Below are 25,771 nucleotides of genomic sequence, written 5' to 3'. Positions count from 1 at the left end.
ACCAATTGCAATGAATATTCAGCAGACGAAAGAACTCGCCAATCGTCTCGAGGACATCCTTCCTCAAACCCAATGCACCAAATGCAGCTATCCAGACTGCAGAGCCTATGCAGAAGCAATGGCAACAGGTGAGGCTTTGCCTAATCGCTGCCCTCCTGGAGGCGTAGAGGGCATTCAGAGGCTCAGCGCCATCCTTTCTCCCATCTTTCCTCAGGATGCTTTTGAGCTGCACCCTCAGATTGATTCTGAATGTGGCGTAGAGCGTCCTAGACCAGTTGCCTTTATCGACCCCAAGACCTGCATCGGATGCACCTTGTGTATTCAGGCATGCCCTGTAGACGCGATTGTGGGGGCCTCAAAACAAATGCACGTGGTCTTGAGTGATTGGTGCACTGGCTGCGATCTTTGCATACCGCCCTGCCCCGTAGATTGCATCACCATGATTGATGTCACTAATGAGAAAACTGGCTGGGATGCTTGGTCACCAGAATTAGCGCAACTCGCACGTACTCGATATGAAGCGCGTGATGTCCGACTTGATCGCGAACAGCGTGACAATGATGAGAGGCTGGCAAAGAAGGCTGCAGCCAAATTAGAAGTAGTCAACGCAGAGAATCCAAATTCAGAAGAAGCCATAAAAGAGCAGGAAAGAAAGCGAGCCATCATCGCTGCTGCCATTGCGAGAGCTCAGCAAAAGAAATGATGAATCTCGAAAAGCGCCAAGCCTTTTTTGAATTGCTCCGGGAAAATAATCCCCATCCAGAAACAGAACTGGAATACAGCTCCCCATTTGAATTACTCATAGCTGTTTTGTTATCCGCGCAAGCCACTGACATTTCAGTGAATAAAGGTACGCGTAAGCTCTTTAAGATTGCCAATACACCTCAAGCACTTTTGAATCTGGGTGAGGAAGGTGTTAAGCCCTTCATTCAGCACATTGGTTTATTCAATGCCAAAGGTAGGCACATCCAAGAAACTTGCCGACTGCTCCTGGAAAAACATGGCGGCGAAGTTCCGCAAAACAGAGAAGAATTAGAGGCGCTGCCAGGTGTTGGTAGAAAAACGGCGAACGTCATTCTCAATACCGCTTTTGGCCAACCTACTATGGCTGTTGATACCCATATCTTTAGAGTCTCAAATCGAACAGGTTTAGCGCCTGGTAAGGATGTTGTAAAGGTAGAAGAACAATTGCTGAAGCGCGTGCCAAAAGAGTTTTTAATGGACGCTCACCATTGGCTTATTCTGCATGGTAGATATACCTGTAAGGCACGTAGCCCTGATTGTGAGCAATGTATTGTTGAACCACTCTGTGAATTCAAGCAAAAAACCGGCAAAGGAAAAGTTCGTGGCAATATTTAATCCAACTCGTGAAGAAGTGCGTCGCTTTTTCTGTGATACCTGGAAGAAGAAAACCGAGAATCAGATACTGACGCCAATGGAAATGATTGCCAGCGACTGGATGCTTGAGCACCCCGAATACCATACCCTCCTTACAGATCCAGAAAGCGCAGTGGCGCAAGACTACACACCAGAACGTGGTGAGACAAATCCCTTCCTACATTTATCAATGCATTTATCGATTAGCGAGCAAATCTCCATCGATCAACCGCCAGGCATTAAAGCAATTGCAGAGAAGCTCTCCAAGAAACTGGGGTCCGAACACGAAGCACAGCACGCCATGATGGAATGCCTTGGACAAGTGATGTGGGAAGCGCAGCGTGAAGGGCAAGCGCTTAGTCCTGAGAAGTACCTTGAGGCGCTCAAGAAGCTAAACTAAACAAACTATAAAGACACTCCGGAACCAAGCGATGACCCCCTTTACTCTTGATGTATTAAGATTTTCGGCAGTATCCATTGTCATGATTGCAGTAGTCGCCTATGCGATTTACTGGGTCCTAAATGACTCGCCCATATCTCGGTGGCTTAATGATTCAGATGCAGTAGTTCCGTCTTTCCTATCCATTACTGCATTTATTTTTGGCCTTACTATTTCCACTCTTGCGGGCTTTTCATTTGAGAAGCATGAATCAGCTATCTCAAACTTGATTACTGAATCAAGCGCAATTGATAGCCTCGTTAATATCTCAACAGTCTTACCCCCGCAAGATCAGGCGCAAATTATCTCTACGATAAAAGACTATCTCAATGTAGTCATTGAAAAAGAATGGCCTGCTATGAATGAAAAAGATGCTAAAAATCGAGAGATCGCATTGCCTGAATTTATCGCCTTAAGTAAAACAATCAACCAGATAGCGTATCAAACTAATCACCGCGCTTCCATAGGGAGTCAGCTTGAAGCAGAGCTAACAGTCATTCGCCACAATCGTAAAGTTAGGCAATCCATAGCATATGACACTGACAATATAAATAAATGGATTGTCATTCCCATTTCTTCGATTCTGCTACTGATCTCGGTTGGCATCGTACATCTTGGCAGCCTTAAAGCGATGAAAGTATCGCTATCAATAGCCTCGCTTTGCATACTCACGGCGATGACTTTTCTCTACATCACCATTTCGCCTTATGGCATGTGGAATCCCATCAAACCCCATCAACTCGAGGAATCATTGAGGATGCTGGGCACCGTCAATTCAAATAACTAATCCGGTATTTAGTTGCTCAAGATAACGCAGCTATTGCGGACTTAATCGCCGTCGGCAGGTCTTGAGCCAATTTTTTTCTTGCCTCTAAATTTGATGCGGGAGTTGTCTGAGTCTTTTGAGACCAAGCTGACCCCGGAAAGAAGACATCGTCTTTATATCTAGGAATCACATGCCAGTGAATATGCGGCACCATATTACCTAAGGCAGCGATATTCACCTTATCTGGATGCATCACATGCCGCACAGCCTCTTCAACTGCAAAGACTAAGGCCATGAGGTGCTCGCGCTCACCACAGGTGAGATCAGTCATTTCAGCGACATGATGATTCCAGATCACGCGACAAAAGCCAGGAAGTTCAGGGTCGTTCACGAGTATGACGCGGCAATCATCGCCACGCCAAATCAATAGACCCTCCTCAGGATTGAGATCTTCTTTACAAAGTACGCAATTAGTCATGAGAAGAATGTATACGAAAACGGCATCTAAGTCACCCTTGTGGGGTAATTTAGATGCCGGGACAGTAAAGACAGATTTATTACTGCGCTACTGCTACGTACTACTTAGGGATTTCTTAGTGGAACTGCTCTTCTTCTGTAGAACCAGTCAACGCTGTTACCGAAGACTTGCCACCCTGAATTACGGTAGTGACATCGTCGAAGTAACCAGTACCAACCTCTTGCTGATGAGATACGAATGTGTAACCACGATCACGAGCAGCAAATTCTGGCTCTTGTACTTTCTCGATGTAAGCAGTCATACCGCGCTGCATGTAGTCTTGAGCCAAGTCAAACATGTTGTACCACATGGAATGAATACCAGCCAAGGTGATGAACTGATACTTGTAGCCCATTGCGCCTAATTCGCGTTGGAACTTGGCAATTGTTGCGTCGTCCAAGTTCTTCTTCCAGTTGAAAGATGGTGAGCAGTTGTAAGCCAACATCTTGCCTGGGAACTTCGCACGAATTGCTTCAGCGAACTGACGAGCAAATTCCAAGTCAGGTGTACCTGTTTCACACCAAACCATATCAGCGTATGCAGCGTATGCCAAACCGCGGGAGATCGCTTGATCCAAGCCCTTACGTGTTTTGTAGAAGCCCTCTGGAGTGCGCTCGCCTGTTAAGAATGGCTTATCGTTTGCATCGTAGTCAGATGTCAGCAAGTCAGCAGCTTCAGCATCAGTACGAGCCAAAATGATAGTTGAAACACCCATTACGTCAGCAGCTAAACGAGCAGAAATCAACTTCTGCACTGACTCAGCGGTAGGCAACAATACCTTGCCACCTAAGTGACCACACTTCTTAACAGAAGAGAGTTGATCCTCGAAGTGAACACCAGCAGCACCCTGCTTGATCAACGCCTTGCTTAATTCAAATGCATTTAATACACCACCGAAACCAGCTTCAGCATCAGCAACGATTGGAGCGAAATACTCGATATAACCAGCATCACCTTTGTTGATGCCTTTAGCAGTTTGGATTTCATCAGCACGTTGGAATGAGTTGTTAATACGCTCAACCATCTTAGGAACTGAGTCAACTGGATACAAAGATTGATCTGGGTACATCGCAGCGTATGAGTTACCGTCAGCGGCAACCTGCCAACCTGACAAGTAAATTGCTTGAACACCAGCTTTAACCTGTTGCATTGCTTGACCACCAGTCAAAGCACCTAAACAGTTAACGTAAGCTTCGTTATTCACTAATTCCCAGAGACGCTCTGCACCATGCTTAGCCAAGGTGTGCTCAATCTTCAATGAGCCACGTAGACGAACAACGTCTTCAGCTGTGTAGCCACGAGTAATACCCTTCCAGCGTGGATTGGTATCCCAGTCTTTTTGTAGTGCTGCGATTTCTGCTTTGCGATCTGCCATGTTTTTCTCCCTAAGTTAAACAAGTACTTCAAATATTTGGACATTCAAGTCTTATGTCTTATATAAGAGTTTAAGGATCCAGGAAAAGCATGCAAGCACTATTTCAGCAATTACTGAAAATAATTAGTTCAATTAATTCAATAAGTTAAATAGTATTTTTTATAATATGGAATGGCTATTCAAGGGGCGAAAGAATCCCAAGCCTCGAATGTTGCACTGCATTTTACGTATGGGAATGTCTTTTCACATTATGAAAAGAAAGAAGCTAGCTAGCTGGCTTTGGGGGCACTGATGGTGGCGACCTTGAATCCAGTCAAAATAATCATGAGCTGCAGGACTGCAACGCCAATGAACAAGAGCTTTGGCAAGCCTACATCCAGGAAGATTCCGAAGACTAGCGGGCTTAGAGCGGCGCCTAGATCGATACCAGAGTACACAATGCCGTACACCCTACCCGATGACCCTGATGGTGTCGCAGAGCGAATCATCAAATCACGCGATGGGGCAGCAATACCCAAACCAAGTCCAATCACAATGAAGGCAAACACAATTAATTCAATAGGCACTAAACCAGTGGCCAATAAAAGACCCATCACGATATTGACGGTAAAGCAGATCGTAATAATGCGCTCGGGTACTTTTAACTTAGTAGCAAGATAGCCACCCAAAAGCATCCCTCCAGCACCACCCATAGACATGAGTGTTAAATAGTAATTACCGGAACTCACGGCAATGTCATAAATCTTAAAAAGCGCAGTTGGCGCAAAGGACTGCAAGCCTGTAGTTGCAGCCATGCTGAAGAAAAAGAAAATCCAGCAAAGCCATACAACGGGTAACTTTAAAAATCCAAAGGTGCTCATCGGCCCACCGCCAGGATTGCTTTGAGCATGACTAGCCTGTGATTCCTCGCGCCTTGCATGAACATCATCAATTAAGCGCGCCCTACTAATCCACAAGGTTAAGAGGATCAGGGCTTCAAGGACTGCAGCAGATAAAAAGGCAATGCGCCAATCAGCGATAGTAGCCACAGCCACCATAAAGGCTGGGGCCGCTGCCCAACCGATATAGCCTGTTACCCCATGAATGGAATAAGCGTAAGGCAAATTGGGCGGGGAAATTTTGTGATTGATGAGCGTGTAATCCACCGGATGAAAGACGCCGTTGCCACATCCCGCAATCACTGCACCCAAAACCAACATAGCATAGCCATTGCTTTGTGAATAAGTCAGCGCAGCCAATGCAAGTAAACCCACGCCAGCAAACAATACGGGGCGAGCACCAATGCGATCCACTAAAAATCCAGAAGCTGCTTGAACAATGCAGGAGACCACAAAGAAAATGGTCATGAGCAGACCTAGCTCGGCATAGTTAAAGCCAAACTCCGCCTTCAACCATGGAAACATGGGCGGCAGGATTAAATGAAAGAAATGGGAACTGCCGTGAGCCAGGCTAATGAGACCAACAACCCGGACATCACTGGCGCGCCTCATTTTCAGAGCGTCAGTCATGTACCGAGTTTACTGGTGCAGGAAAATTCCTGCTGATATTGCTTGGTATTACTTGCTAAAACTAAAGTCGCCATTCTGATCAACGCCTACAGGAACCGTATCCGTAGGGCCAAACTTACCTTCCAAGATCATCTTAGAAACTGGGTTCTCAATATATTGCTGAATCGCACGCTTCAGTGGTCTTGCCCCAAATACAGGATCAAAGCCGACTTCTGCAATCTTGCTTAGAGCAGCATCGCTGACCTCCAATTGCATATCCACCTTTGCCAAACGATCTGACAAGTTCTTGAGCAAGATCTTCGCGATATTGGCGATATTGCCTTTATCCAAACCATGGAACACCACGATCTCGTCAATACGATTTAAGAACTCAGGTCGGAAATGATTCTTCAATTCTTCAAATACCGCATCTTTAATCTCGGATTGCTTCTTATCAGTCATTGACTGGATGAGATGTGAGCCAATATTGCTGGTCATCACAATCACCGTGTTCTTAAAGTCCACGGTTCGACCTTGACCATCAGTCAAGCGACCATCGTCTAATACTTGCAAGAGTACATTGAAGACATCTGGATGCGCTTTTTCAATTTCATCAAACAAGATGACGCTATAAGGATGGCGACGAACTTGCTCAGTTAAATAACCACCCTCTTCGTAACCAACATAACCCGGAGGCGCACCGATTAAACGTGCCACGCTGTGCTTCTCCATGAACTCACTCATGTCGATACGGATGAGATGATCTTCGCTGTCAAATAAGAAACCTGCCAGGGCTTTGCACAACTCGGTCTTACCAACACCTGTAGGACCCAAGAATAAGAATGAACCATAAGGACGATTCTCTTCAGCCAAACCAGCACGGGAGCGACGAATAGCATCCGACACAGCGCGAATAGCCTCTTCCTGACCAACCACACGCTTATGTAACAGCTCTTCCATCTTCAACAGCTTGTCGCGCTCACCCTGCATCATCTTCGATACCGGAATACCAGTCGCACGAGAAACTACTTCAGCAATCTCTTCTGCACCTACCTGAGTGCGCAAGAGCTTGTTCTTAACCACGCCATCTTTATCACCTTTGGCTTCGGCGGCGGCGGCAGACTTCAGCTTCGCCTCAAGCTCAGGTAACTTGCCGTATTGCAATTCAGCGACTTTCTCTAACTTACCGTCACGCTGGAGCTTTGCAATATCTATCCTTACTTTTTCAATTTCTTCCTTCAGATGAGCTGCACCCAATACGGCGCCCTTTTCCGCTTTCCAGACTTCTTCCAAATCAGCGTACTCAGCGCCAAGACGCTTAATTTCATCTTCAATAAGACCTAGACGTTTTTTCGAAGCATCGTCCTTTTCCTTCTTAACAGCTTCACGCTCAATCTTCAGCTGAATCAAGCGACGTTCCAATCTATCCATTACCTCAGGCTTAGAGTCGATCTCCATCCGAATGCGTGAGCCAGCCTCATCAATCAGGTCGATTGCCTTATCCGGCAAGAAACGATCCGTAATATAGCGATGTGATAGTTCAGCAGCTGCAACAATCGCTGGGTCAGTAATCTCAATACCATGATGCAGTTCATAGCGCTCTTTCAGGCCGCGCAAGATAGCGACGGTAGCTTCAACGCTAGGCTCTTCCACCATGACTTTTTGAAAGCGACGCTCTAGAGCAGGATCTTTTTCGATGTACTTGCGGTACTCATCCAAAGTCGTTGCGCCGATGCAATGCAATTCACCGCGAGCCAAGGCGGGCTTGAGCATATTGCCGGCGTCCATCGCGCCCTCTCCTTTGCCTGCGCCAACCATCGTATGAATCTCATCAATAAAGATGATGGTTTGACCTTCGTCTTTAGCAACGTCACTGAGAACCGCCTTCAAGCGCTCTTCAAATTCACCGCGGTACTTGGCGCCGGCTAATAACAAAGCCATATCCAATACGAGAACACGCTTGTTCTTGAGGGTTTCGGGAACTTCGCCATTAATAATGCGTTGGGCTAAGCCCTCGACGATGGCTGTCTTACCAACGCCTGGTTCACCGATCAACACTGGATTGTTTTTACCGCGTCGTTGCAAGATCTGAATGGTGCGACGAATTTCATCATCGCGACCAATAACAGGATCAAGCTTACCCATACGAGCACGCTCAGTTAAATCGACGGTGTATTTTTTTAAGGCTTCACGTTGACCTTCAGCATCTGCACTATTCACTGACTCTCCTCCGCGCACTAAATCAATAGCCGCCTCTAACGATTTACGATTTAATCCATTCTCACGAGCAATCTTGCCGAGCTCACCCTTATCATCCGCCACAACCAGCAAAAACAATTCGCCAGCGATAAATTGATCATTACGCTTATTGGCTTCTTTTTCACATAAGTTGAGCCAGTTACTTAAATCACGGCCGACCTGTACCTCACCACTGGTACCCTGCACCTCTGGGAGATTGCTAATCAGCTTCTCGGTTGCCTTCTCGAGACCAGACACATTAACGCCAGCACGGGTTAATAAACTCTTGGCGCCACCATCGGAATCACGCAACATCGCCAAGAGCAAATGAGCTGGCTCGATGTATTGATTGTCTTTTGCCAGAGCAAGGCTTTGCGCCTCGCTAAGCGCTTCTTGAAATTTAGTAGTTAATTTATCTATTCTCATTTTGTAAGTCCTATCAACTCTATCTATTTTTATACATTTCTATCTATAGAATATAGGGGCATTCTTGATAATTTCAAGTCTGTTAGACCTCTTTTTAAGCGAATTTATCCCTATTTTGACCTGGCTTGTTTACCTCTTAGAGTGCTCTGATGGCAGCTATTACGCTGGCATTACGAACCGCCTAGAACATCGCTTGGCAGCCCATAATTCAGGGGATGGTGCTCGGTATACGAGGGCTCGCAGACCAGTAATCCTTTTGGCCACCCAAGAGCACCCTGATCGATCTGAAGCCTCCAAGGCAGAGGCTAGGCTGAAGAAATTACCTAGATCTGAAAAGTTGGGCTTTTTTAAAACCTAGCCTTTTGGATGCTGTTTGCACAGCCTCTTTGACTGCCAAGGGAATCACCTGGCTCTTAAAGCTTCCGGCCAGTGCTTTTTTCAGGATCTTGTAAATATCTAGGTCAAACTCAGCCTCACCCGAGTCTGCTAATTCATAGAGCTCTTCCTCGTTGATCGCAGTACCAAGATAACGCCATTGATCTACTACGTGCATATGACCAGCTTCTTTAATTGCAATAGGCCCTGCATAAGGCCATACCTGAACCTGAAATAACTCCAAGGCAGTCTTGAGTTGAAGATTGTGCAACTCTACAGGGGAGCCACCAATGCAAGCCCCTCCGCATTGCTTTACCTGATAACCAAAGCAAGCTTTACCTTCAATGCGCTTCTCTAAGCCCAGCAGCGCCTCACAGAGTCGATATTTTTTAGCTATTGCCTTAAGGTAAGTATTGGCCTCTCTTTTTCTATAGAACAAACCAAACAAGTTTTCTTGAACTCGAGGATCTAATTCACGATGACCGACTAGGTGCGGAGTAAGAACGCCATCCTCATCGAGTTCTAATCTCCAGGCACAGAGATCTTTTGAGCGACGTAATTTAATGTTCATGCTGGGCATGCGCTCTTTAATGAGCCGAGATTCTAAAATCAGTGCGCCTAGCTCTCCACTAGTCTCAATCCAATCAATGTCTCTGATCTGCATTGAGAGCTTCATTTCCTTGCGCTGGGTGAGCGCTCCCTGAAAATGCCCCATCACCCTGCTTCGCAAAGAAATACTCTTGCCGATATAAATCGGAACCTGATTCTCACCATAAAAAATATAGCAGCCTGGCTTCTCTGGAATAGAGTCCACCAAAGCTTTATCGATATTGGGCGGCAAGCTCGGATTTCCAATGAGTTGGTTCATGGCTTTGAGAAGCGCCTCACGCCCCAACTTTGCTTCGCATACTCGCCAAAACTGGAGCAATAAATCCGCGTCACCAAGCGCACGATGCCGAGAGCTAATTTTTAACTTATGAGCGCTGATGATGGTGTCTAGGTTGTGTCTAGCCTGCTCAGGAAATAGCAATCTAGATAGCTTTACAGTGCACAGCACTTTAGGCTTGAAATCGATGCCCGCTCGCTTAAAAGAGGCCTTCAAGAAACCATAATCAAATCGAGCGTTATGGGCTACAAAAATCTTTCCCTCGAGCTCTCGGGCGATTTCTGTTACAAGACCCTCAAAGGGAGGCTGCTTGCTCACCATGTCCGGACGGATACCAGTCAAGGCTTGTATGTTTTGAGGAATAAATGTTTGGGGATTGATGAGGCTTTCCCAAGTCTCTACTTGATCATGAATCAGGGATTTGATACCCACCTCAGTAATGCGATCGCGCTCAAAATTTGAGCCCGTTGTCTCGATATCAACAAATGCTAACGGGGGATACTCAAGGTCACTCGTTGACATCGGGGGAAAGAATTACTTTTTACCTTGATACTTCGCAATACTCGCTTTGAGGTCTCTGTACTCTTCACAACTAAATAAACAAGCCTTATCGAGTCTTGCCAGCATAGCCTCAGCTCCAGGCAAATCCTTTTTCATCAAAAGCAATTCACCGTAGTACTCCAAAGCAGCCCGATGACTTGGGTCGATCTTGAGTGCCGCCTGGTAATACTTTTCAGATAACGCTAAGTCTGGTGGCTGCTTTTTACGAAGACTGTATCCCATGAGATTGTTCCAGTCTGCCGAGCTGACTTCGTTTGCTGACTGCAATTGCTTTAATGCTTGATCGTAATTATTCGCTTTAATGCTGGCGCGGGCATCCGTTAGCCAAACTGGATCAGATTTAGCTGGAGTACTATCAGCGGCAACTGAAACCACCCATGGTGCCATTGCAAGCACAAGGGATAAAAAGAATTTGCTAGCAAAATTCCATTTGATTGTCTGCATTGTCAAGATCCTGATTGTTATCCCGCTTTGTGTAGGTAATCACCGAAACTAAAAATAGAGTTTGGTCCCAAAGGAACATCTTCCACCTTCTTAAACGGCACTTTAATTACTCTCTGAACCTCGCCCTTAGATGGCTTATGCACCTTCAATTCTGGGTAAGAAAAAGTCTGGCGCTCTGGTGCGGTTTTAGCCTCGCTAAATCGCGGGACATAATCTTTAATAGCATCGGAGAGGTTCATATTAGCCATGCAACCGAGCATATAAGTCTCTAGGGATTGATAGAGCTCGCTTGCAATGTCACAAGCCTCAACCTTGCGCTTTTTGATGTAGTTCATAGCTAGCACTACATCTTTAATGGTGACCATTCGGGGATCTTGCAGGAGCGTGTACCCACCATTGCGACCCTTGGTCCCTTTGACAATTCCTGCGGCACGCAAAGCGCTGAGTAAAAGCTCAATTCTGCTAATTGATAATTTTTGGCGTTGTGCCAGCTCCAATCCAGTGATGGGTTGAACGCTGTTTGAATTGGATGCAATGTCAACCAAAGTATTTAGGGCGGCCTTAACTGCTGTATTGACGTTCATGATTAATTTAGCAAATATGTTGAATTGAATTGAGTATCAAGTTAAATGCTTATTTCTGCAGGACTCCAAGCTTTAACCCTGATGAACCCATGGTTGCAATCAACCCAAATACGGTCTCAGCTCGGCAAGGAGGCGCTTAAATTGCTCACGTCTAAGAAACTGACCAAGCTCAACGCTCTGCCCTGTCTGTTCAATAAAAAATACTTTGTCATGCTCTGCTGGTCGAGATAGTCTGACCCAGCGAGTATTAAATTCAATTACCGTCTCTTTGTAGGCGATAAATTTCCTCACAATTAAGCGGGTTCCGCTAATTTCAATCTCCTCAAAATCTAAGGCATGTCGGCAGTAAATCAAGAAACCGGCAGTGACAGCGGTCAACTCAATGGCCGTGAAGATGAGGATAATTTTTACGCCAGCCAATAGAAAACCAGTGGCTACAGTTAGCGAAAGGCAAACCAAGGCAATGTAGAACTTGAGCAACTGACCCGGGGTCAGCGCGCAATTTCGTCTCATCTTCCAGGTTTTCATCATGGGATACGGATTTACTGAATTTAACGGCCTAGTTATTAACTGCCTTGGCTTGTTTGGCTTTTTCAAGCTGATCAGCGCTGCGCTGCTGAAAATCAACCATAGTGTGATAACCCATTTGATAGCAAGGGCAATGTTTGCCAAGAATCCAGCGTGCGAGCTTAACTCGTAGTTTTTGAATCATTTTTACTCTCCTGTGAACACCATCATTTTGGCTGAAATCCAGGATTACTGCTGAACATGGTGCCAATTCGGGCGCTCAGCAAACTAAACGCAAATCCTTTAAATTGAATGCATGACAAAACCTTCTGCAACAGCCAACTGGATACCCCTTTTCCCCCTCGGCACCACCCTATTTCCCGGGGGTGTGATCGCTCTCAAAATTTTTGAGGCGCGCTACCTGGATATGATGAAGCGTTGCTTACGCGAAAATTCGCCTTTTGGCGTTGTGAGCATTCTTGAAAACAATCCGCTTGATTCAGATGCAGACGCCCTCGCTAACTTTTCAAACATTGGCACCCTAGCGAAATTGGAGGAATTTGATCCGATTCAGCCCGCTCTTTACATGACCAAGTCCTATGGAACGCAGCGCTTTCATCTCTTACACATCAAACAAGAATCCGATGGCTTGTGGATGGGTCAGGTTGAGCTGATTGATGCTGACCCTGAAATACCATTACCAAAAGAACATGAAAAAGTAGCCGCAATTCTTCAGGAAATTATTGCCATCATCAAAACCGAAGATTTACTTGGGGAGGATGCATTCAAAATCCCAGAAAATCTCGATGATTGCGGATGGGTTTCCAATAGATTGGCAGAACTCCTGCCGCTACCCCTAGCCCAGAAGAATCATTTGCTTGCCCAAAGCAATCCCAGAATACGGCTCGATTTAATTTCCGAGATTATTGAGGATGATGGTCTACGCAATATCGTGATTCATTAGTAGCATGATTGATGAGCTAATTCGTCGGTCAATTCGTGCAATGGTAGGCGGCGGGGGTCCACCCGTCGCATTTCTGGAGCCAGCTGGGGACAGAGGCTTGTTCGGTCCGGAGTCAATAGCATGGAAGGTGCATGCAGATTTTATTTCCATGATGATCGGTGGCATCAGCTCATTAGTGCTGCAAGCCCTTCACCCAAAGGCGCTTGCCGGAGTATGGGACCACTCTAGCTTCAGGGAGGACCTCAAGGGAAGGTTAGGAAGAACTGCATTCTTCATTGCAGCAACTACCTACGGCTCTAATGAAATGGCAAATAGCGCTATCAATCGCGTTAACCAGATCCATCAAAAGGTCACCGGATTTGATGAGTTTAATCAACCCTACAGAGCGGATGATCCCGAGCTACTCGCGTGGGTTCACTTAACAGAAACCCGTAGCTTTATGCGCTCTTATGAGTCATATCGAAGTGAATCTCTTCGTGCGCAAGAAAAAGACCAGTATTTCGCAGAAATGAAAATACTCGGAGAGAAATTAGGAGCCATTGATCTTCCAGACACCTATGCCACTACTGAGCATGCGATCAAACAATATACCCCCCAACTTCACTACGGTGATAGAGCTAAAAGCATTATTGAAATGCTAGACAATTTTCCAAGCAGTCTCAGCGCGAAGCCTTTTGTAAAAATGATCAGTCGCGCAGGATTTTTGAACCTACCAAATTGGGTATACCCCATCATTAATCGACCAGAACCGAGTCGACTAGAGCGCCTTGCAATGACTTCTGCTATTCGAATGATGGCAATACCAGTTAGAGAAGCGCTAAAAGATGGCGTAGCTGCTCACTCCCTCCGCAGGGTTTATGGATCAACTAAATGAAAAGGCAAGCATGATTACCAATTATCTTATTTCCGGCATGGTGGGAATCATGCTGTTCTTTACTGTCGTAGTAGCACCTACAGTCTTTAAGGTGCTCCCCGTTGAATGGTCTAGTAAATATGTTCGGAACTTTTTCCCAAAATACTATGCCAGCCTTGGGCTTGTTACTTTGGTATCCATATTTACCGAACAGGATCCTACTGGTAGGCTTTATCTCATAGCCTGCGCAATTTTGTTCGCCTTCACCCTATTTTTTCTCACAGGAAAAATCAATGCCGCAAAAGACGAGGGTAAAAATAAACAGTTCCACATGCTGCATGGCTTAAGCGTACTTATCAATATCGCTCAACTCTGCATTTTTATTTACTTACTGACTAAATCACTATGAAGCCATCTAATAAGTTCATTATTGCTGGCTTATTCACAGTGACAGCCCTATCTGCGCAGGCTCAAGTAGTCAATCAGAGGAGGTTCACTCAGAATTACAAAGACGCGTGCATGAAACAGCAAGTCCAATTACATACGAAGCTAAAAGAGATCTCAGCCGATTCTTTTGCCGAGTACTGCGAATGCGCCACGCGCCAGCTAATGACGAATCTCAGTCCAGCGCAAATAAAAGAACTCAATCAAAGCGAAGGTCGCCCTGCTTGGCTAAAGGCAGCAGAACAGTCAGCCAGTAAAGCCTGCCTCAAAGAGGGTCCTGGGATTCGGGTTTAGAGTTTTCAGAGCTAGGGTCAGCAGGCTGATTCTTTGCCGATAGTAGCGGTGGTGCACTCATTTTTTCGCCATCCCACACCTGGCCACACCAACACTCACCTGCATCATTAATGATGCAAACACCTGAGCCACAGCAACGTTTATCTGGTGCTTTCATAATTAACCCATTCGCTTTGAACAATTCATAATGAGGTCTATTTTAGAGTTTTTACCTTAATCACGTACGCGCCTCATCTAGATTAATTAAGTATGCAAAACACCCTATTCGAACACTTGAATTCATCCGAACCAATAGTTGTATTGGAAAAAGATGGGCGGGCCGAATATATCAACAACTTTTTCGATGCAGATGCTTCTGATAGCTTATTTAAGACTCTATTGGGATCGCTTGCCTGGGAATTGGACCAAATCCAGATGTTTGGGAAACTGCTTACAACCGCAAGAAAAGTTGCCTGGGTAGGCGATCCAGAATGCCTGTACACCTATTCTGGAATTCAAAAAACTCCACAGAACTGGACCAATGAGTTGCTGAAAATAAAGGCTCAGCTTGAACAAGTGACTGGCTCAACCTATAACTCTTGCTTACTCAATCTGTATCACGCTGGTGCTGAAGGCATGGGCTGGCATAGTGATAATGAGAAGGAGCTAGATAGTACGACCCCTATCGCATCAATTAGCTTAGGTGCTCGACGTAAGTTTGCATTTCGCCACAAGCAGGATAAAACTACCACTTCAGTATTTCTGGAGCATGGCAGCCTCCTCATCATGCATCCACCCATTCAAGAGCACTGGCATCACAGTCTTCTTAAAACGAAGGCTGTCATAGACCCAAGAATCAATCTCACCTTTCGCAAAATACTTCCTAGGATATGAATACTAGTAAAGCAATCAACAAGGTAGCGGTTATTGGTGCAGGAATTGCTGGCCTCTCCTGCGCGCGCGAGCTACAGTCACAGGGCATATTGGTTGATGTCTTTGAGAAGAGCCGCGGCCCTAGTGGGCGAATGAGTACACGTCGTAGCGATGATTGGTCAGCAGACCATGGAGCTCAATACTTTACCGCCAGAGATCCTCGTTTTATTCAGGAAGTGAAAAGCTGGATACAGGCTGGGATTGCCAGAATTTGGAAACCCAAAATCAAGGTGTATGAGGCTAAGGCATGGCGCGAAAGCAGCTCACAAGAAATCCGCTATGTTGGCACCCCCAATATGAACTCGATAGGAAAGCATCTCACGGAAAAACTATCCATTCAATATGGGGTCACTATCTCAAAATTAGATCGGAGAGCTGATCAGTGGCATCTTCAGAGCAATGAGATTGGTGAAATCACTGCGTCCTATGATTTTGTCGTATTAGCTATACCCGCTCCTCAAGCAAGCGCCTTAGTTAAAGACCTTGATACTAGAGCTTTTGATATCACTCACTCAGCGCACATGAAGGCCTGCTGGACAATGATGGCAAATTTTCCCAATCAGACACCATCAGACTTTGATGCAGCGTTTATCAACCAAGAAATCATTAGCTGGATTTGCCAAAATGGATCTAAGCCAATGCGACAGGGAGCTACGTGGACCATCCATGGCAGCCCAACCTGGAGCCAAGATAATGTTGAGCTAAGCAAAGAGGAGGCTCAAGGCCAGATGTTGCAATGTCTAACAAGTCTTGGTTTTAACTGTCAGGATGCAGAAACCAGCATGCACCGCTGGCGCTATGCAAGCGGCGGCCTAGAAAATTCAATTGGCTTTCTTTCGCTACCGGATATCGGCTTAGGACTTTGTGGAGACTGGCTTAATGGCGGCAGAGTCGAAGGTGCTTGGTTGAGCGGTCTCGAGCTGGCTGTAGCACTAAAAGAGATGTAGCGCTAAATTATTTCCAACGCGCCATTGCAGCATCGTCAGTCACGCGGGCATCAACCCATTTACCACCCTCCGGAGTTTCTTCTTTTTTCCAAAAGGGTGCCGCTGTTTTTAAGTAGTCCATGATGAACTCACAAGCTGCAAAAGCTTCACCTCGGTGAGCGCTAGTAACCGCCACCAAAACAATTTGATCCTCAGGTAGAAGTGGTCCCACTCGATGAATGACCACTGTTTTATACAGATCCCAGCGGCCTCTAGCTTGCTGGATGATTTCATCTAGGGACTTTTCTGTCATGCCTGGATAGTGTTCCAGCGTCATACCCTTGACCTGACTGCCATCATTCATATCCCGAACAGTACCAACAAAAGTCACTACTGCACCAACGCGAGGATCATTCTTGCGAAGCATTTTCACTTCAGTCGTGAGATCGAAGTCTGCCTCTTGAATGCGGATGAAATCATTTTGCATCTTAGCCGCCAGTAACCGGAGGAAAGAAAGCCACCTCAGCACCCTCTACCAACGGAGTCGAGTCACCCACCATCTCTTGATTTAAAGCGCAGCGAATTACTTTACTGCTTGCTAATACTTCAGCCCAAGGACTCCCTCGTTGAGCAAGGTGGGTCCTTAAGTCAGCAATGGTCTTTACCTCGGGCGGCGTAGTGATGCTTTCACCAGAAAGTCCAAGACCCTCTCTTAAGGAGGCAAAGAATCGTAATTCGAGTTTCATAAGGGAATCGTAATACGGTTAAGCGAGGAGCGCATTAAATGGAATGTACTTCACCATATCGCCTGCCTTAATTGCCTGTCCCGGCGGACAATCCACTAAGCCATCACCCCATGAAGCGCTTGTAAGCACTCCAGAGCTTTGGTTGGGGAATAGATCTAAACCGCCCTGCGAATTGATCTTGACGCGCAGAAACTCATTGCGACGATCACCCTTGAGCCAATCAAAGTCAGCTCGCATTGGATAAGACTGTGGCATCCCTGCATCTCGCCCTTGTAACTTCAGAATAAAGGGTCGTACAAACAGGAGGAATGTCACAAAGCTAGAAACTGGATTGCCGGGGAGTCCAATAAACCAAGTTTCCCCATCCTTGATCTCACTTGACTTGAGTACAGCACCAAAAGCCAGAGGCTTGCCAGGCTTAATCGCAATTTGCCAGAGATCTAATCTACCCTCAGCGGTCACCGCTGGCTTGATATGATCCTCTTCACCAACCGATACGCCGCCAGAGGTAATAATCAAATCATGATCTTTGCTAGCCTTGCGAAGCGTTTCTTTAGTGGATTCAAGGCTATCGGGAACGATGCCAAAGTCTGTGGCATCACATCCCAAAGATTTAATACACGCTAATAAAGTATCGCGATTGGAATTGTAGATGCCGCCTGGTTTGAGTGGTTCACCTGGAAGAGAAAGCTCATCGCCAGTGAAAAATGCTGCAACCCTGACTTTGCGTTTCACATTTAAATGCGTAAGACCAGCAGATGCTGCAACACCTAGTTCTTGTGGGCGCAGAAAAGTACCTGCCGTCAGAGCTACTTTTCCTGCAGTCAGATCCTCGCCTCTTCGACGAATCCACTGGCCTGATGTTGGCGCAATATTGACCTGCACTTGATCGGTTGATCCCTCTGGAATAGCGCAATCTTCTTGCATGACAACCGCATCAGCACCCGGAGGCACTGGTGCGCCTGTAAAGATTCTGGCAACAGTGCCTGGCTCCAATTGGGTACCCATTGATCCCGCCGGAATACGCTGTGCAATCTTGAGGGTACTTCCGGGAGTTTGGGTATCCGCAGTGCGTACCGCATAACCATCCATTGAGGTGTTATCGAGTGGAGGTACGTCCACCAAGCTATTCACGTTTTCCGCAAGCACACGGCCGAGCGCAGCCTGCATAGTGACTACCTCACTCTCACCTACAGTTTTTGCATTTGACAGCAGGTGATCTAAAGCCTGCTGAGCAGTCAACATCGGAGGCTTAGTCATAGTAGTTTTTCTGAGTTAATTGACGTGGGCAGTAATGAAGTTTTTCACTTGATTGACATCAGCATCGATATTTTCAACGAGCTGGGGCTTTGACTTGATATCTTTGAATGCTGCTGGGCACTCTGCAGGACGACCCAATGCAACTTCAATCGTTTCTTCAAACTTAATTGGCAAGGCAGTTTCCAGAACAATCATGGGAACACCTGCTTGCAAATGCTCACGGGCAACCTTTACACCATCGGCTGTATGCGTATCAATCATCACGCCATACTCTGAGTCGATGTTGCGGATCGTCTCAAGGCGGTTTTCATGAGTGCTGCGACCAGACTGGAATCCATACTGAGTAATTTCTTTAAAGACGGCATCTTTGGAAATGTCAAAGCCACCGGCTTCATCCACCCGCTTAAACATTTCAGCAGTGACCTTGCCGTCTTTGCCCATGAGATCAAATACAAAGCGCTCAAAATTACTTGCCTTCGAAATATCCATGGACGGGCTAGAGGTATGCAAAGTCTCTGCAGACTTACGCGCACGGTAAACACCGGTTCTAAAGAACTCATCGAGAACATCGTTCTCATTGGTAGCGGCGATCAAGTGCGCAATTGGCAAACCCATCATGCGGGCAATATGGCCGGCGCAGATATTGCCAAAGTTGCCAGATGGTACGGTGAAAGAGACTTTTTCTGAGCTTGATTTTGTCGCGAGTAAATAACCTTGGAAGTAGTAAACCACTTGGGCAACTACACGGCCCCAGTTAATTGAGTTCACAGTACCGATTTGGTTGTTTGCTTTAAAGGCATGGTCATTGCTGACTGCTTTGACAATATCTTGGCAGTCATCAAATACACCAGCAACCGCCAAGTTAAAAATATTCGGGTCTTGCAAGGAATACATCTGTGCGGATTGGAAAGAGCTCATCTTGCCGCGTGGTGAAAGCATAAATACTTTCACACCTTCTTTGCCGCGCATGGCATATTCAGCAGCACTACCAGTGTCGCCAGATGTCGCACCCAAAATATTGAGCTTCTGACCTTTTTTCTTTAGCGCGTATTCAAAGAGATTGCCGAGCAACTGCATCGCCATATCTTTGAATGCCAATGTTGGTCCGTTGGACAGGCTCAATAAGCCGATACGAGTACCCTGCTCTTCGCCCAGCCAATGCAATGGAGTAATGTCTTTAGCGTTATCTTCAGCGCGACCATTGCAATAGACCTGTTCTGTATAGGTCTTGCGCAATAAGGCACGTAAATCTACCTCAGGAATATCGTCGCAATAGAGGCTCAAAACCTCATAAGCTAGATCGGCATAAGACAATCCACGCCAAGAATCTAACTGCTCTTTAGTAACTTGCGGGTACTCAGTAGGCAGATATAAGCCGCCATCTGGCGCCAATCCGCCGAGCAAGATTTCTAGAAAGGATTGTTGTGGGCTATTGCCCCGAGTAGATTGGTAACGCATGATTTGTATTAGGACAGATTTTCTAAACGGATCTTCACTACTTCACCGGCAACAGTTTTCAGATTCTGAATTTCCTGAATTGCGGCCAGCATGTGCTTTTCTTTGGTCTCGTGAGTTAGCGCTACTAAATCCGTTTGGCTCTCACCTTCGTCTGCTTCTTTTTGCAAGAGCGCATCAATCGAAATGCCGTGAGCCGCCAAAATCTTCGTGATATCGGCCAATACACCAGCTTGATCTGCTACGCGCAAACGTAGGTAATAACTTGTAGTGATCTCGCCCATTGGCAGCACGGTGATATCGCGCACTGCATCAGGCTGGAATGCTAAATAAGGAACACGATTCTCAGGGCTTGCGCCCAATAAACGCGTGATGTCCACTAAGTCAGCAATCACAGCAGAGGCGGTTGGCTCTGAGCCTGCGCCCTTACCGTAGTAAAGCGTCGTGCCTACAGCGTCACCAAATACCTGAACGGCATTCATGGCGCCTTCTACGTTGGCAATGAGACGCTTGGTTGGAATCAATGTTGGGTGCACGCGCAACTCAACACCAGTTGTTGTCTTCTTAGCAATACCTAGCAACTTAATGCGATAGCCTAACTGCTCGGCGTATTTAATATCGATGGCATCTAGCTTCGTAATACCCTCAACGTGGGCTTTCTCAAATTGCATTGGGATACCAAATGCAATCGCACTCATGATCGTTGCTTTATGCGCAGCATCTACACCCTCAATATCAAATGTAGGATCCGCTTCTGCGTAACCTAAACGCTGCGCTTCTTTTAATACGGTCGCAAAGTCCAAACCTTTGTCGCGCATCTCAGACAGAATGAAATTGGTTGTGCCGTTGATAATGCCAGCGATCCACTCGATGCGGTTTGCAGTCAAACCTTCACGAAGCGCTTTGATGATTGGGATACCGCCAGCAACAGCCGCTTCAAACGCAACCATCACACCTTTTTCATGGGCAGCTTTGAAAATCTCATTGCCATGTACGGCGATCAAAGCCTTATTAGCTGTCACGACATGTTTACCAGCAGCGATTGCCTCCATTACCAAGTCTTTAGCAATACCGTAACCACCGATCAATTCAACAACAATATCAATCTCAGGATTATTAATAACTGCACGCGCATCACTCACGACTTGGGCGTGATCCTTGACCAACTCTTTGGCACGCTCTACATTTAGATCGGCAACAGTATTGATGCGAATACCACGACCCGCACGACGCAAAATCTCATCCTGATTGCGCTCGAGAACAGTAAATACGCCACCACCTACGGTGCCAATGCCTAATAGACCAACTTGAATCGGTTTCATGATGCCTTTGTTGCTGTTGAATTAGCCGCTTTACGACTATGTTTTTGACGATAACGCTCTAGAAAACGTGCCAGACGACCAATCGCCTCTTTCAGCACATCTTCGTGAGGTAAGAACACTACGCGGAAATGATCTGGCTTGCCCCAGTTAAAACCAGAACCCTGAACCAATAAAACTTTTTCTTCTTTCAAAAGATCGGCTACAAATTGCTGATCATCTTCAATCGGATACATCTCTGGATCAAGTTTTGGAAATAGGTACAAAGCAGACTTTGGCTTGACGCAAGTTACTCCTGGAATCTCAGTAATGAGCTTCCAAGCAAGATCACGCTGCTTAGCCAAACGACCGCCTTCAGCCACTAAATCATTAATGCTCTGATAACCACCTAATGCCGTTTGAATAGCGTACTGGCCTGGCACATTGGCGCACAAGCGCATTGAGGACAGCATATTGAGGCCCTCAATGTAATCGCGAATCATCTCTTTATCCCCAGAAACTACCATCCAGCCGGCACGGTAGCCGCAAGAGCGATAGTTCTTAGATAAGCCATTGAAAGTGATGGTGACCACATCGGTAGATAAGGATGCCAAGGAAATATGTTTCTCTTGGTCATACAACATCTTGTCGTAAATCTCATCGGCAAACAGAATCAAGCCATGCTCACGCGCAATTGAAGTTAACTCTGTCAGCACTTCTTTGGAATAGATCGCGCCAGTTGGATTGTTGGGATTAATCACCACAATCGCTTTAGTGCGCGGCGTAATTCGTTTACGTAAATCTGCCAGATCTGGGGCCCACTCCTTAGACTCATCACACAAGTAATGAACTGGAGTACCGCCAGATAGGCTGACAGCAGCTGTCCATAATGGATAGTCAGGGGCTGGTACCAAAACTTCATCACCGTTGTTCAGCAATGCATTCATTGCCAGGACGATTAATTCAGAAACACCATTGCCGGTGTAGATATCATCCAAGGTAACGCCCTGGATGCCTTTTTCTTGGCAATACTGCATGATGGCTTTACGGGCCGCAAAGATTCCTTTGGAATCGGAGTACGCTGAGGCATTACCCAAATTGCGGATCATGTCCAACTGGATCTCTTCTGGAGGATCAAAACCAAAAACACCCACATTGCCGATGTTTAATTTGATGATTTTGTGACCCTCTTCCTCCATGCGCTGAGCGAGCTCCAGCACGGGTCCACGAATGTCGTAACAGACGTGATTGAGTTTTTCGGACTTTAGGATCGGTTTCACAATAAATTAAAGGGTAAGTTCTTGAAATCTAGGAAAAAACAGCTAGCTATAATCCTCATAATTATGACAGAGAGTCCATGTGAAGCTTCAATCTGACCCCCATTCCGGAGCCAATACGATCACCGGTTACGGCGATGGCTACATCGAGATCAATAAGATCCCCTACAGTCACGCGGTTTTATTGAGCTCAGACGGTGAAATCCTCGAATGGGCCATCAAGTCCTTTGAAGATCTAAGCCCAGCAGATTTCGCTCAAATGGCGTCCCTTAAGCCTGAATTAATCATTATTGGCACTGGTAAACGCCAGCGCTTTCCAAAGCCTGAGTTACTCAAGACCCTTATCGAGGCCAAGATTGGCTTTGAAGTAATGGATTCTCAAGCTGCTTGTCGCACATACAACATTCTTGTTGGCGAAGGTCGCCAGGTTCTGCTCGCCCTCATCGTGGAAGCCGCCTAATGCAGTTTGGCCAAATTCGGCAGTCTAGCGCCCTCAATCCAGCATCGATTTTGATTCTGGTGCTGATCTATGCCTTGCTATGGTTTGGCACCCTCAACTACCGTCACCTCATCCCGTCTGACGAAGGCCGCTATGCCGAGATTGCTCGCGAGATGCTTGTGACCGGAGATTGGGTCACCCCACGCTACAACGGTTACAAGTATTTTGAAAAACCGCCATTGCAAATTTGGGCTACTGCTACTGCCTTTAATCTTTTTGGCATCGGCGATTGGCAGGCGCGCTTGTGGACTGCGCTTACTGGATTTCTGACGATCGTATTTATTGGATTTACTGGTGCACGCGTCTACAGCGCAAGAGCAGGCTGGTTGGCTGCGATCGCTTTAGCATCCAGCCCAATGTGGGTGATGGGTGGGCACATCAACTCGCTAGATATGGGATTGTCAGCTTTTTTAGTTGCTGCACTGTGCAGTCTTTTGTTGGCGCAAACTTCTCATAACTCAAACGACACTAGAAAGTGGATGTGGGCCTGCTGGGCCTTCATGGCCTTAGCAACATTATCTAAAGGCGTCATCGGAGTTGCCATCCCCGGCATGGTCTTCATTGTTTATTCCATTACTGCATGGGACTGGAAGATTTGGAAACGCCTACACATCATTAGTGGCACGATTTTATTTTTAGCAATTACTGCACCATGGTTTGTTCTGGTGGCACAACGCAATCCAGAATTTCTAGAGTTCTTTTTTATTCATGAGCACCTGCAACGTTTTACGCAAACAGCGCATAGTAGAACGGGCCCAATTTATTACTTCATTCCACTGCTACTGCTAGGCTTCTTGCCATGGATTGCGCAAACCCCTGGAGCCCTTGCTCAGGCTTGGCGGGAACGCAACCGCGAGTTCTCCAGCGGCTGGTTGCTGGTTTGTTGGTTTGCGGTGATCATGGGCTTCTTCAGCATGTCTCAATCGAAATTACCTGGCTACATCATCCCGGTCTTTCCAGCATTGGCAATGCTTGTTGGTCATCGCTTAGACCGTAATCTGGGTTTTAGCAATTCAATGGGATTGCCTTGGAGATTGCAAGCCCTCTTCTTCGCAATCTTGGGCGGCGTTGGCTTTTTCTTTTTAAGCGAGGTTGGCAAGCAAGCAAGGCCTGATGAAATTGAATCCTATGCGCAATACACTTACTGGATCATTGCAGCGCTGATCGTATTGATTTCATTTAGCCTGCTAGCATTTGTCCAAAGTAAGCGCAATGGCTTGAGCAGCATCACCAGTTTTGCTTCTGGCTTTTTTCTCTGCACAATCATCGCAGGCACAGGCCATGAAACCCTTGGTCGCGCAGTCTCGGGTATAGATTTAGTTGAGCAAGTTAAAGCGAGTATTCCGGAGAAGGTGAACTTCTATTCAATCAGAATCCTCGATCACACGGTGCCTTTCTATCTTGGCAGAACCATGATCATGGTGGAATCTCCAGATGAGCTAGAGTTCGGAGTGAAGCAAGAGCCTGAGTTGTGGCTCTCCACCTTCGACGCCTTTATTGAGCGCTGGAAAGAAGATCAAACCGCTTACGCTCTAATGGTTCCGGAACAATTTATTGAGTTGCAAAAACTCAATGTCCCAATGCAAGAAGTGGGAAGAGACTCTCGGCGTGTCATTGTTAAACACCCAGAATCACCAACTAACTCTGCACAATAAATTCTTAAGGCTCCCATGTCAGTCACTCAAAACTCCCTGCCTTTTATTCCTTTTACGCGCCCACACTTCAATCAAGAAACGATTGATGCAGTTGCAGAGGTATTACGCTCTGGCTGGGTAACTTCAGGACCGAAACTGGCGGAGTTTGAAGCCACACTGAGTGAATACTTTGGTGGTCGTCCTGTGCGTTGCTTTGCCAATGGCACTGCCACCATGAAAATCGCTCTTCAGGTTGCTGGTATTGGTCCTGGTGATGAAGTGATTACCACCCCGATCTCATGGGTGGCCACTTCTAATGTCGTTTTGAGTGTTGGCGCAACGCCTGTCTTTGTAGATATTGATCCCATCACCCGCAATATCGACTTAAACAAGCTGGCCGCAGCAATTACACCGAAGACGCGCGCCATCATGCCCGTCTATCTAGCTGGACTGCCTGTCAATATGGATCAACTCTATGACTTGGCCAAGCAATACAAGCTGCGCGTAATTGAAGATGCAGCGCAAGCATTTGGATCGCAGTGGAAAGGTCAAAAGATTGGCAGCATTGGTGATCTCGTGAGCTTTAGTTTTCAGGCAAATAAAAATTTATCGACTGTTGAAGGCGGCTGCCTCGTTCTCAACAATACGGATGAAGCAAAGCTTGCGGAGAAGTTTCGTCTTCAAGGACTTACCCGCCAAGGTATGGATGGCATGGATGTAGACGTCTTGGGCGGCAAAGATAATTTGACTGATGTGAATGCCGTAATCGGCCTGCATCAACTCAAACAGTTGCCAGGCTTTCAGGCGCGGAGAACCGCTTTAGCCAGGCAGTACTTTGATGCCATTCGCAGTGAAATGAAATCCGCCGGACTAGCTAATCTCAATTTAGAGTTGCCAGTAGAAAACTTCACCGATAGCAACTGGCACATGTTCCAAGTTGTACTTCCGCTTGATCAATTGAATGTAGATCGTGCGCAAGTGATGACTGAGCTCAAAGAGTTGGGCATAGGCACTGGCGTTCATTACCCCACCATTACTGGATTTACGCTTTACCAAAAGCTGGGTTACCAAGTTCAAGCCACCCCAGTAGCAGAGCGTATTGGCCGATCCATTTTGACCCTCCCCCTCTTTCCGGGCATGGCAGATGAAGATATTGGCCGTATAGCTAGTGCTTTGACTGGAATTCTGAAGAAACATCGTAAAAACTAGTATCGAGAGCGGAATCAG

Annotated in this window: 30 protein-coding genes; 14 read left to right on the top strand and 16 right to left on the bottom strand. The window is 46.5% G+C overall.

The window, feature by feature from the left end; all coding sequences use genetic code 11:
* Positions 1–10 precede the first annotated feature (10 nt).
* The 4 genes from rsxB to ICN14_RS00720 are packed head-to-tail and all read left to right on the top strand — an operon-like array spanning position 11 to position 2,603.
* The gene (rsxB, locus tag ICN14_RS00735) at positions 11–703 is read left to right on the top strand and encodes an electron transport complex subunit RsxB (RefSeq protein ID WP_216224148.1); all 693 of its coding nucleotides are present in this window, start codon (positions 11–13) and stop codon (positions 701–703) included.
* Positions 703–1,359, top strand: a complete 657-nt coding sequence (gene nth, locus ICN14_RS00730) for an endonuclease III (protein ID WP_216224147.1) — start codon at positions 703–705, stop codon at positions 1,357–1,359. The genes rsxB and nth overlap by 1 nt, the downstream gene beginning before the upstream one ends.
* On the top strand, positions 1,352–1,777 hold the full coding sequence (locus tag ICN14_RS00725) for a DUF1841 family protein (protein WP_216224937.1): 426 nt from the start codon (positions 1,352–1,354) through the stop codon (positions 1,775–1,777). Before nth ends, ICN14_RS00725 begins: the two co-directional genes overlap by 8 nt.
* 31 nt (positions 1,778–1,808) lie before the next feature.
* A complete protein-coding gene (locus tag ICN14_RS00720; RefSeq protein WP_216224146.1) occupies positions 1,809–2,603 on the top strand; it encodes a DUF4239 domain-containing protein in 795 nt (264 codons plus the stop codon).
* 16 nt (positions 2,604–2,619) lie between these two features.
* Here ICN14_RS00720 and ICN14_RS00715 read toward each other — a convergent pair whose 3' ends face one another.
* From ICN14_RS00715 to clpB, 4 genes are all read right to left on the bottom strand, one after another.
* Positions 2,620–3,060 (bottom strand): HIT family protein, encoded by a 441-nt coding sequence (locus ICN14_RS00715; protein WP_216224145.1) that lies wholly within the window; start codon positions 3,058–3,060, stop codon positions 2,620–2,622.
* A 115-nt stretch (positions 3,061–3,175) separates the two neighbouring features.
* On the bottom strand, positions 3,176–4,474 hold the full coding sequence (aceA, locus tag ICN14_RS00710) for an isocitrate lyase (protein ID WP_072583092.1): 1,299 nt from the start codon (positions 4,472–4,474) through the stop codon (positions 3,176–3,178).
* 269 nt (positions 4,475–4,743) lie between these two features.
* Entirely contained in the window at positions 4,744–5,982 is a 1,239-nt protein-coding gene (locus tag ICN14_RS00705; protein ID WP_216224144.1) for an MFS transporter, read from the bottom strand.
* A 48-nt stretch (positions 5,983–6,030) separates the two neighbouring features.
* Positions 6,031–8,625, bottom strand: coding sequence for an ATP-dependent chaperone ClpB (gene clpB, locus ICN14_RS00700; RefSeq protein ID WP_216224143.1), 2,595 nt, complete (start codon positions 8,623–8,625; stop codon positions 6,031–6,033).
* Positions 8,626–8,689: 64 nt separating this feature from the next.
* Between clpB and ICN14_RS00695 the strand changes: the two genes are divergently transcribed.
* A complete protein-coding gene (locus ICN14_RS00695) occupies positions 8,690–8,983 on the top strand; it encodes a GIY-YIG nuclease family protein (protein WP_370624790.1) in 294 nt (97 codons plus the stop codon).
* Here ICN14_RS00695 and ICN14_RS00690 read toward each other — a convergent pair.
* The 5 genes from ICN14_RS00690 to ICN14_RS00670 all read right to left on the bottom strand — a co-directional run bounded on the left by ICN14_RS00690 (position 8,945) and on the right by ICN14_RS00670 (position 12,187).
* Complete coding sequence (locus ICN14_RS00690; protein WP_216224142.1) at positions 8,945–10,408, bottom strand: 3'-5' exonuclease family protein; 1,464 nt, start codon at positions 10,406–10,408, stop codon at positions 8,945–8,947. The two genes, ICN14_RS00695 and ICN14_RS00690, sit on opposite strands and share 39 nt — an antisense overlap.
* Before the next feature lie 12 nt (positions 10,409–10,420).
* Complete coding sequence (locus ICN14_RS00685; protein ID WP_255535905.1) at positions 10,421–10,891, bottom strand: tetratricopeptide repeat protein; 471 nt, start codon at positions 10,889–10,891, stop codon at positions 10,421–10,423.
* 17 nt (positions 10,892–10,908) lie between these two features.
* On the bottom strand, positions 10,909–11,475 hold the full coding sequence (locus tag ICN14_RS00680; protein WP_216224140.1) for an Rrf2 family transcriptional regulator: 567 nt from the start codon (positions 11,473–11,475) through the stop codon (positions 10,909–10,911).
* 99 nt (positions 11,476–11,574) lie between these two features.
* Entirely contained in the window at positions 11,575–11,988 is a 414-nt protein-coding gene (locus tag ICN14_RS00675) for a DUF2244 domain-containing protein (protein WP_255535904.1), read from the bottom strand.
* 46 nt (positions 11,989–12,034) lie between these two features.
* Positions 12,035–12,187 carry a hypothetical protein gene (locus ICN14_RS00670; RefSeq protein ID WP_216224137.1) on the bottom strand — a complete coding sequence of 51 codons (153 nt, stop codon included), beginning with the start codon at positions 12,185–12,187 and terminating at the stop codon, positions 12,035–12,037.
* Positions 12,188–12,298: 111 nt separating this feature from the next.
* Here ICN14_RS00670 and ICN14_RS00665 point away from each other — a divergent pair, with 111 nt between their 5' ends.
* The 4 genes from ICN14_RS00665 to ICN14_RS00650 are packed head-to-tail and all read left to right on the top strand — an operon-like array spanning position 12,299 to position 14,537.
* Positions 12,299–12,946: an LON peptidase substrate-binding domain-containing protein gene (locus ICN14_RS00665; RefSeq protein ID WP_216224135.1), complete on the top strand. Its 648-nt coding sequence runs from the start codon at positions 12,299–12,301 to the stop codon at positions 12,944–12,946.
* A 4-nt stretch (positions 12,947–12,950) separates the two neighbouring features.
* Positions 12,951–13,820: an oxygenase MpaB family protein gene (locus ICN14_RS00660; protein ID WP_216224133.1), complete on the top strand. Its 870-nt coding sequence runs from the start codon at positions 12,951–12,953 to the stop codon at positions 13,818–13,820.
* Positions 13,804–14,208 (top strand): DUF4149 domain-containing protein, encoded by a 405-nt coding sequence (locus ICN14_RS00655; protein WP_255535903.1) that lies wholly within the window; start codon positions 13,804–13,806, stop codon positions 14,206–14,208. Before ICN14_RS00660 ends, ICN14_RS00655 begins: the two co-directional genes overlap by 17 nt.
* Entirely contained in the window at positions 14,205–14,537 is a 333-nt protein-coding gene (locus tag ICN14_RS00650; RefSeq protein ID WP_216224128.1) for a hypothetical protein, read from the top strand. Before ICN14_RS00655 ends, ICN14_RS00650 begins: the two co-directional genes overlap by 4 nt.
* Here ICN14_RS00650 and ICN14_RS00645 read toward each other — a convergent pair.
* Positions 14,509–14,694, bottom strand: a complete 186-nt coding sequence (locus tag ICN14_RS00645; RefSeq protein ID WP_216224125.1) for a hypothetical protein — start codon at positions 14,692–14,694, stop codon at positions 14,509–14,511. The two genes, ICN14_RS00650 and ICN14_RS00645, sit on opposite strands and share 29 nt — an antisense overlap.
* Before the next feature lie 92 nt (positions 14,695–14,786).
* Here ICN14_RS00645 and ICN14_RS00640 point away from each other — a divergent pair, with 92 nt between their 5' ends.
* Both ICN14_RS00640 and ICN14_RS00635 read left to right on the top strand, forming a co-directional pair.
* The gene (locus ICN14_RS00640) at positions 14,787–15,410 is read left to right on the top strand and encodes an alpha-ketoglutarate-dependent dioxygenase AlkB (protein ID WP_216224123.1); all 624 of its coding nucleotides are present in this window, start codon (positions 14,787–14,789) and stop codon (positions 15,408–15,410) included.
* Positions 15,407–16,396, top strand: coding sequence for an NAD(P)/FAD-dependent oxidoreductase (locus tag ICN14_RS00635; protein WP_216224121.1), 990 nt, complete (start codon positions 15,407–15,409; stop codon positions 16,394–16,396). The genes ICN14_RS00640 and ICN14_RS00635 overlap by 4 nt, the downstream gene beginning before the upstream one ends.
* A 7-nt stretch (positions 16,397–16,403) precedes the next feature.
* Here the strand turns inward: ICN14_RS00635 and moaE are convergent, their stop codons facing one another.
* The 6 genes from moaE to ICN14_RS00605 are packed head-to-tail and all read right to left on the bottom strand — an operon-like array spanning position 16,404 to position 22,414.
* Entirely contained in the window at positions 16,404–16,862 is a 459-nt protein-coding gene (moaE, locus tag ICN14_RS00630) for a molybdopterin synthase catalytic subunit MoaE (protein WP_216224119.1), read from the bottom strand.
* A 1-nt stretch (position 16,863) separates the two neighbouring features.
* The gene (moaD, locus tag ICN14_RS00625) at positions 16,864–17,121 is read right to left on the bottom strand and encodes a molybdopterin converting factor subunit 1 (protein WP_216224117.1); all 258 of its coding nucleotides are present in this window, start codon (positions 17,119–17,121) and stop codon (positions 16,864–16,866) included.
* 18 nt (positions 17,122–17,139) lie between these two features.
* A complete protein-coding gene (glp, locus tag ICN14_RS00620) occupies positions 17,140–18,366 on the bottom strand; it encodes a gephyrin-like molybdotransferase Glp (RefSeq protein ID WP_216224932.1) in 1,227 nt (408 codons plus the stop codon).
* A gap of 30 nt (positions 18,367–18,396) precedes the next feature.
* On the bottom strand, positions 18,397–19,839 hold the full coding sequence (gene thrC, locus ICN14_RS00615) for a threonine synthase (protein WP_216224114.1): 1,443 nt from the start codon (positions 19,837–19,839) through the stop codon (positions 18,397–18,399).
* A gap of 8 nt (positions 19,840–19,847) precedes the next feature.
* Positions 19,848–21,158: a homoserine dehydrogenase gene (locus tag ICN14_RS00610; protein ID WP_216224111.1), complete on the bottom strand. Its 1,311-nt coding sequence runs from the start codon at positions 21,156–21,158 to the stop codon at positions 19,848–19,850.
* Entirely contained in the window at positions 21,155–22,414 is a 1,260-nt protein-coding gene (locus ICN14_RS00605) for an aminotransferase class I/II-fold pyridoxal phosphate-dependent enzyme (RefSeq protein WP_216224109.1), read from the bottom strand. The genes ICN14_RS00610 and ICN14_RS00605 overlap by 4 nt, the downstream gene beginning before the upstream one ends.
* A 79-nt stretch (positions 22,415–22,493) precedes the next feature.
* On the opposite strand from ICN14_RS00605, the gene ICN14_RS00600 reads away from it, so the two are divergent.
* From ICN14_RS00600 to ICN14_RS00590, 3 genes are read left to right on the top strand one after another with little or no spacing between them, the layout of a single operon-like run.
* Positions 22,494–22,871: an MTH938/NDUFAF3 family protein gene (locus tag ICN14_RS00600; RefSeq protein WP_216224107.1), complete on the top strand. Its 378-nt coding sequence runs from the start codon at positions 22,494–22,496 to the stop codon at positions 22,869–22,871.
* Entirely contained in the window at positions 22,871–24,565 is a 1,695-nt protein-coding gene (locus ICN14_RS00595; protein ID WP_216224105.1) for a glycosyltransferase family 39 protein, read from the top strand. Before ICN14_RS00600 ends, ICN14_RS00595 begins: the two co-directional genes overlap by 1 nt.
* A 15-nt stretch (positions 24,566–24,580) precedes the next feature.
* Positions 24,581–25,753 (top strand): DegT/DnrJ/EryC1/StrS aminotransferase family protein, encoded by a 1,173-nt coding sequence (locus tag ICN14_RS00590; protein WP_216224103.1) that lies wholly within the window; start codon positions 24,581–24,583, stop codon positions 25,751–25,753.
* The last annotated feature ends 18 nt before the right edge of the window (positions 25,754–25,771 follow it).

Origin of the sequence: Polynucleobacter sp. MG-27-Goln-C1 (genome assembly GCF_018881905.1) — a bacterium.
GTDB lineage: Bacteria > Pseudomonadota > Gammaproteobacteria > Burkholderiales > Burkholderiaceae > Polynucleobacter.
The sequence above is the reverse complement of the archived record's forward strand: the minus strand, read 5'-3'. Positions and strand labels throughout refer to the sequence as shown.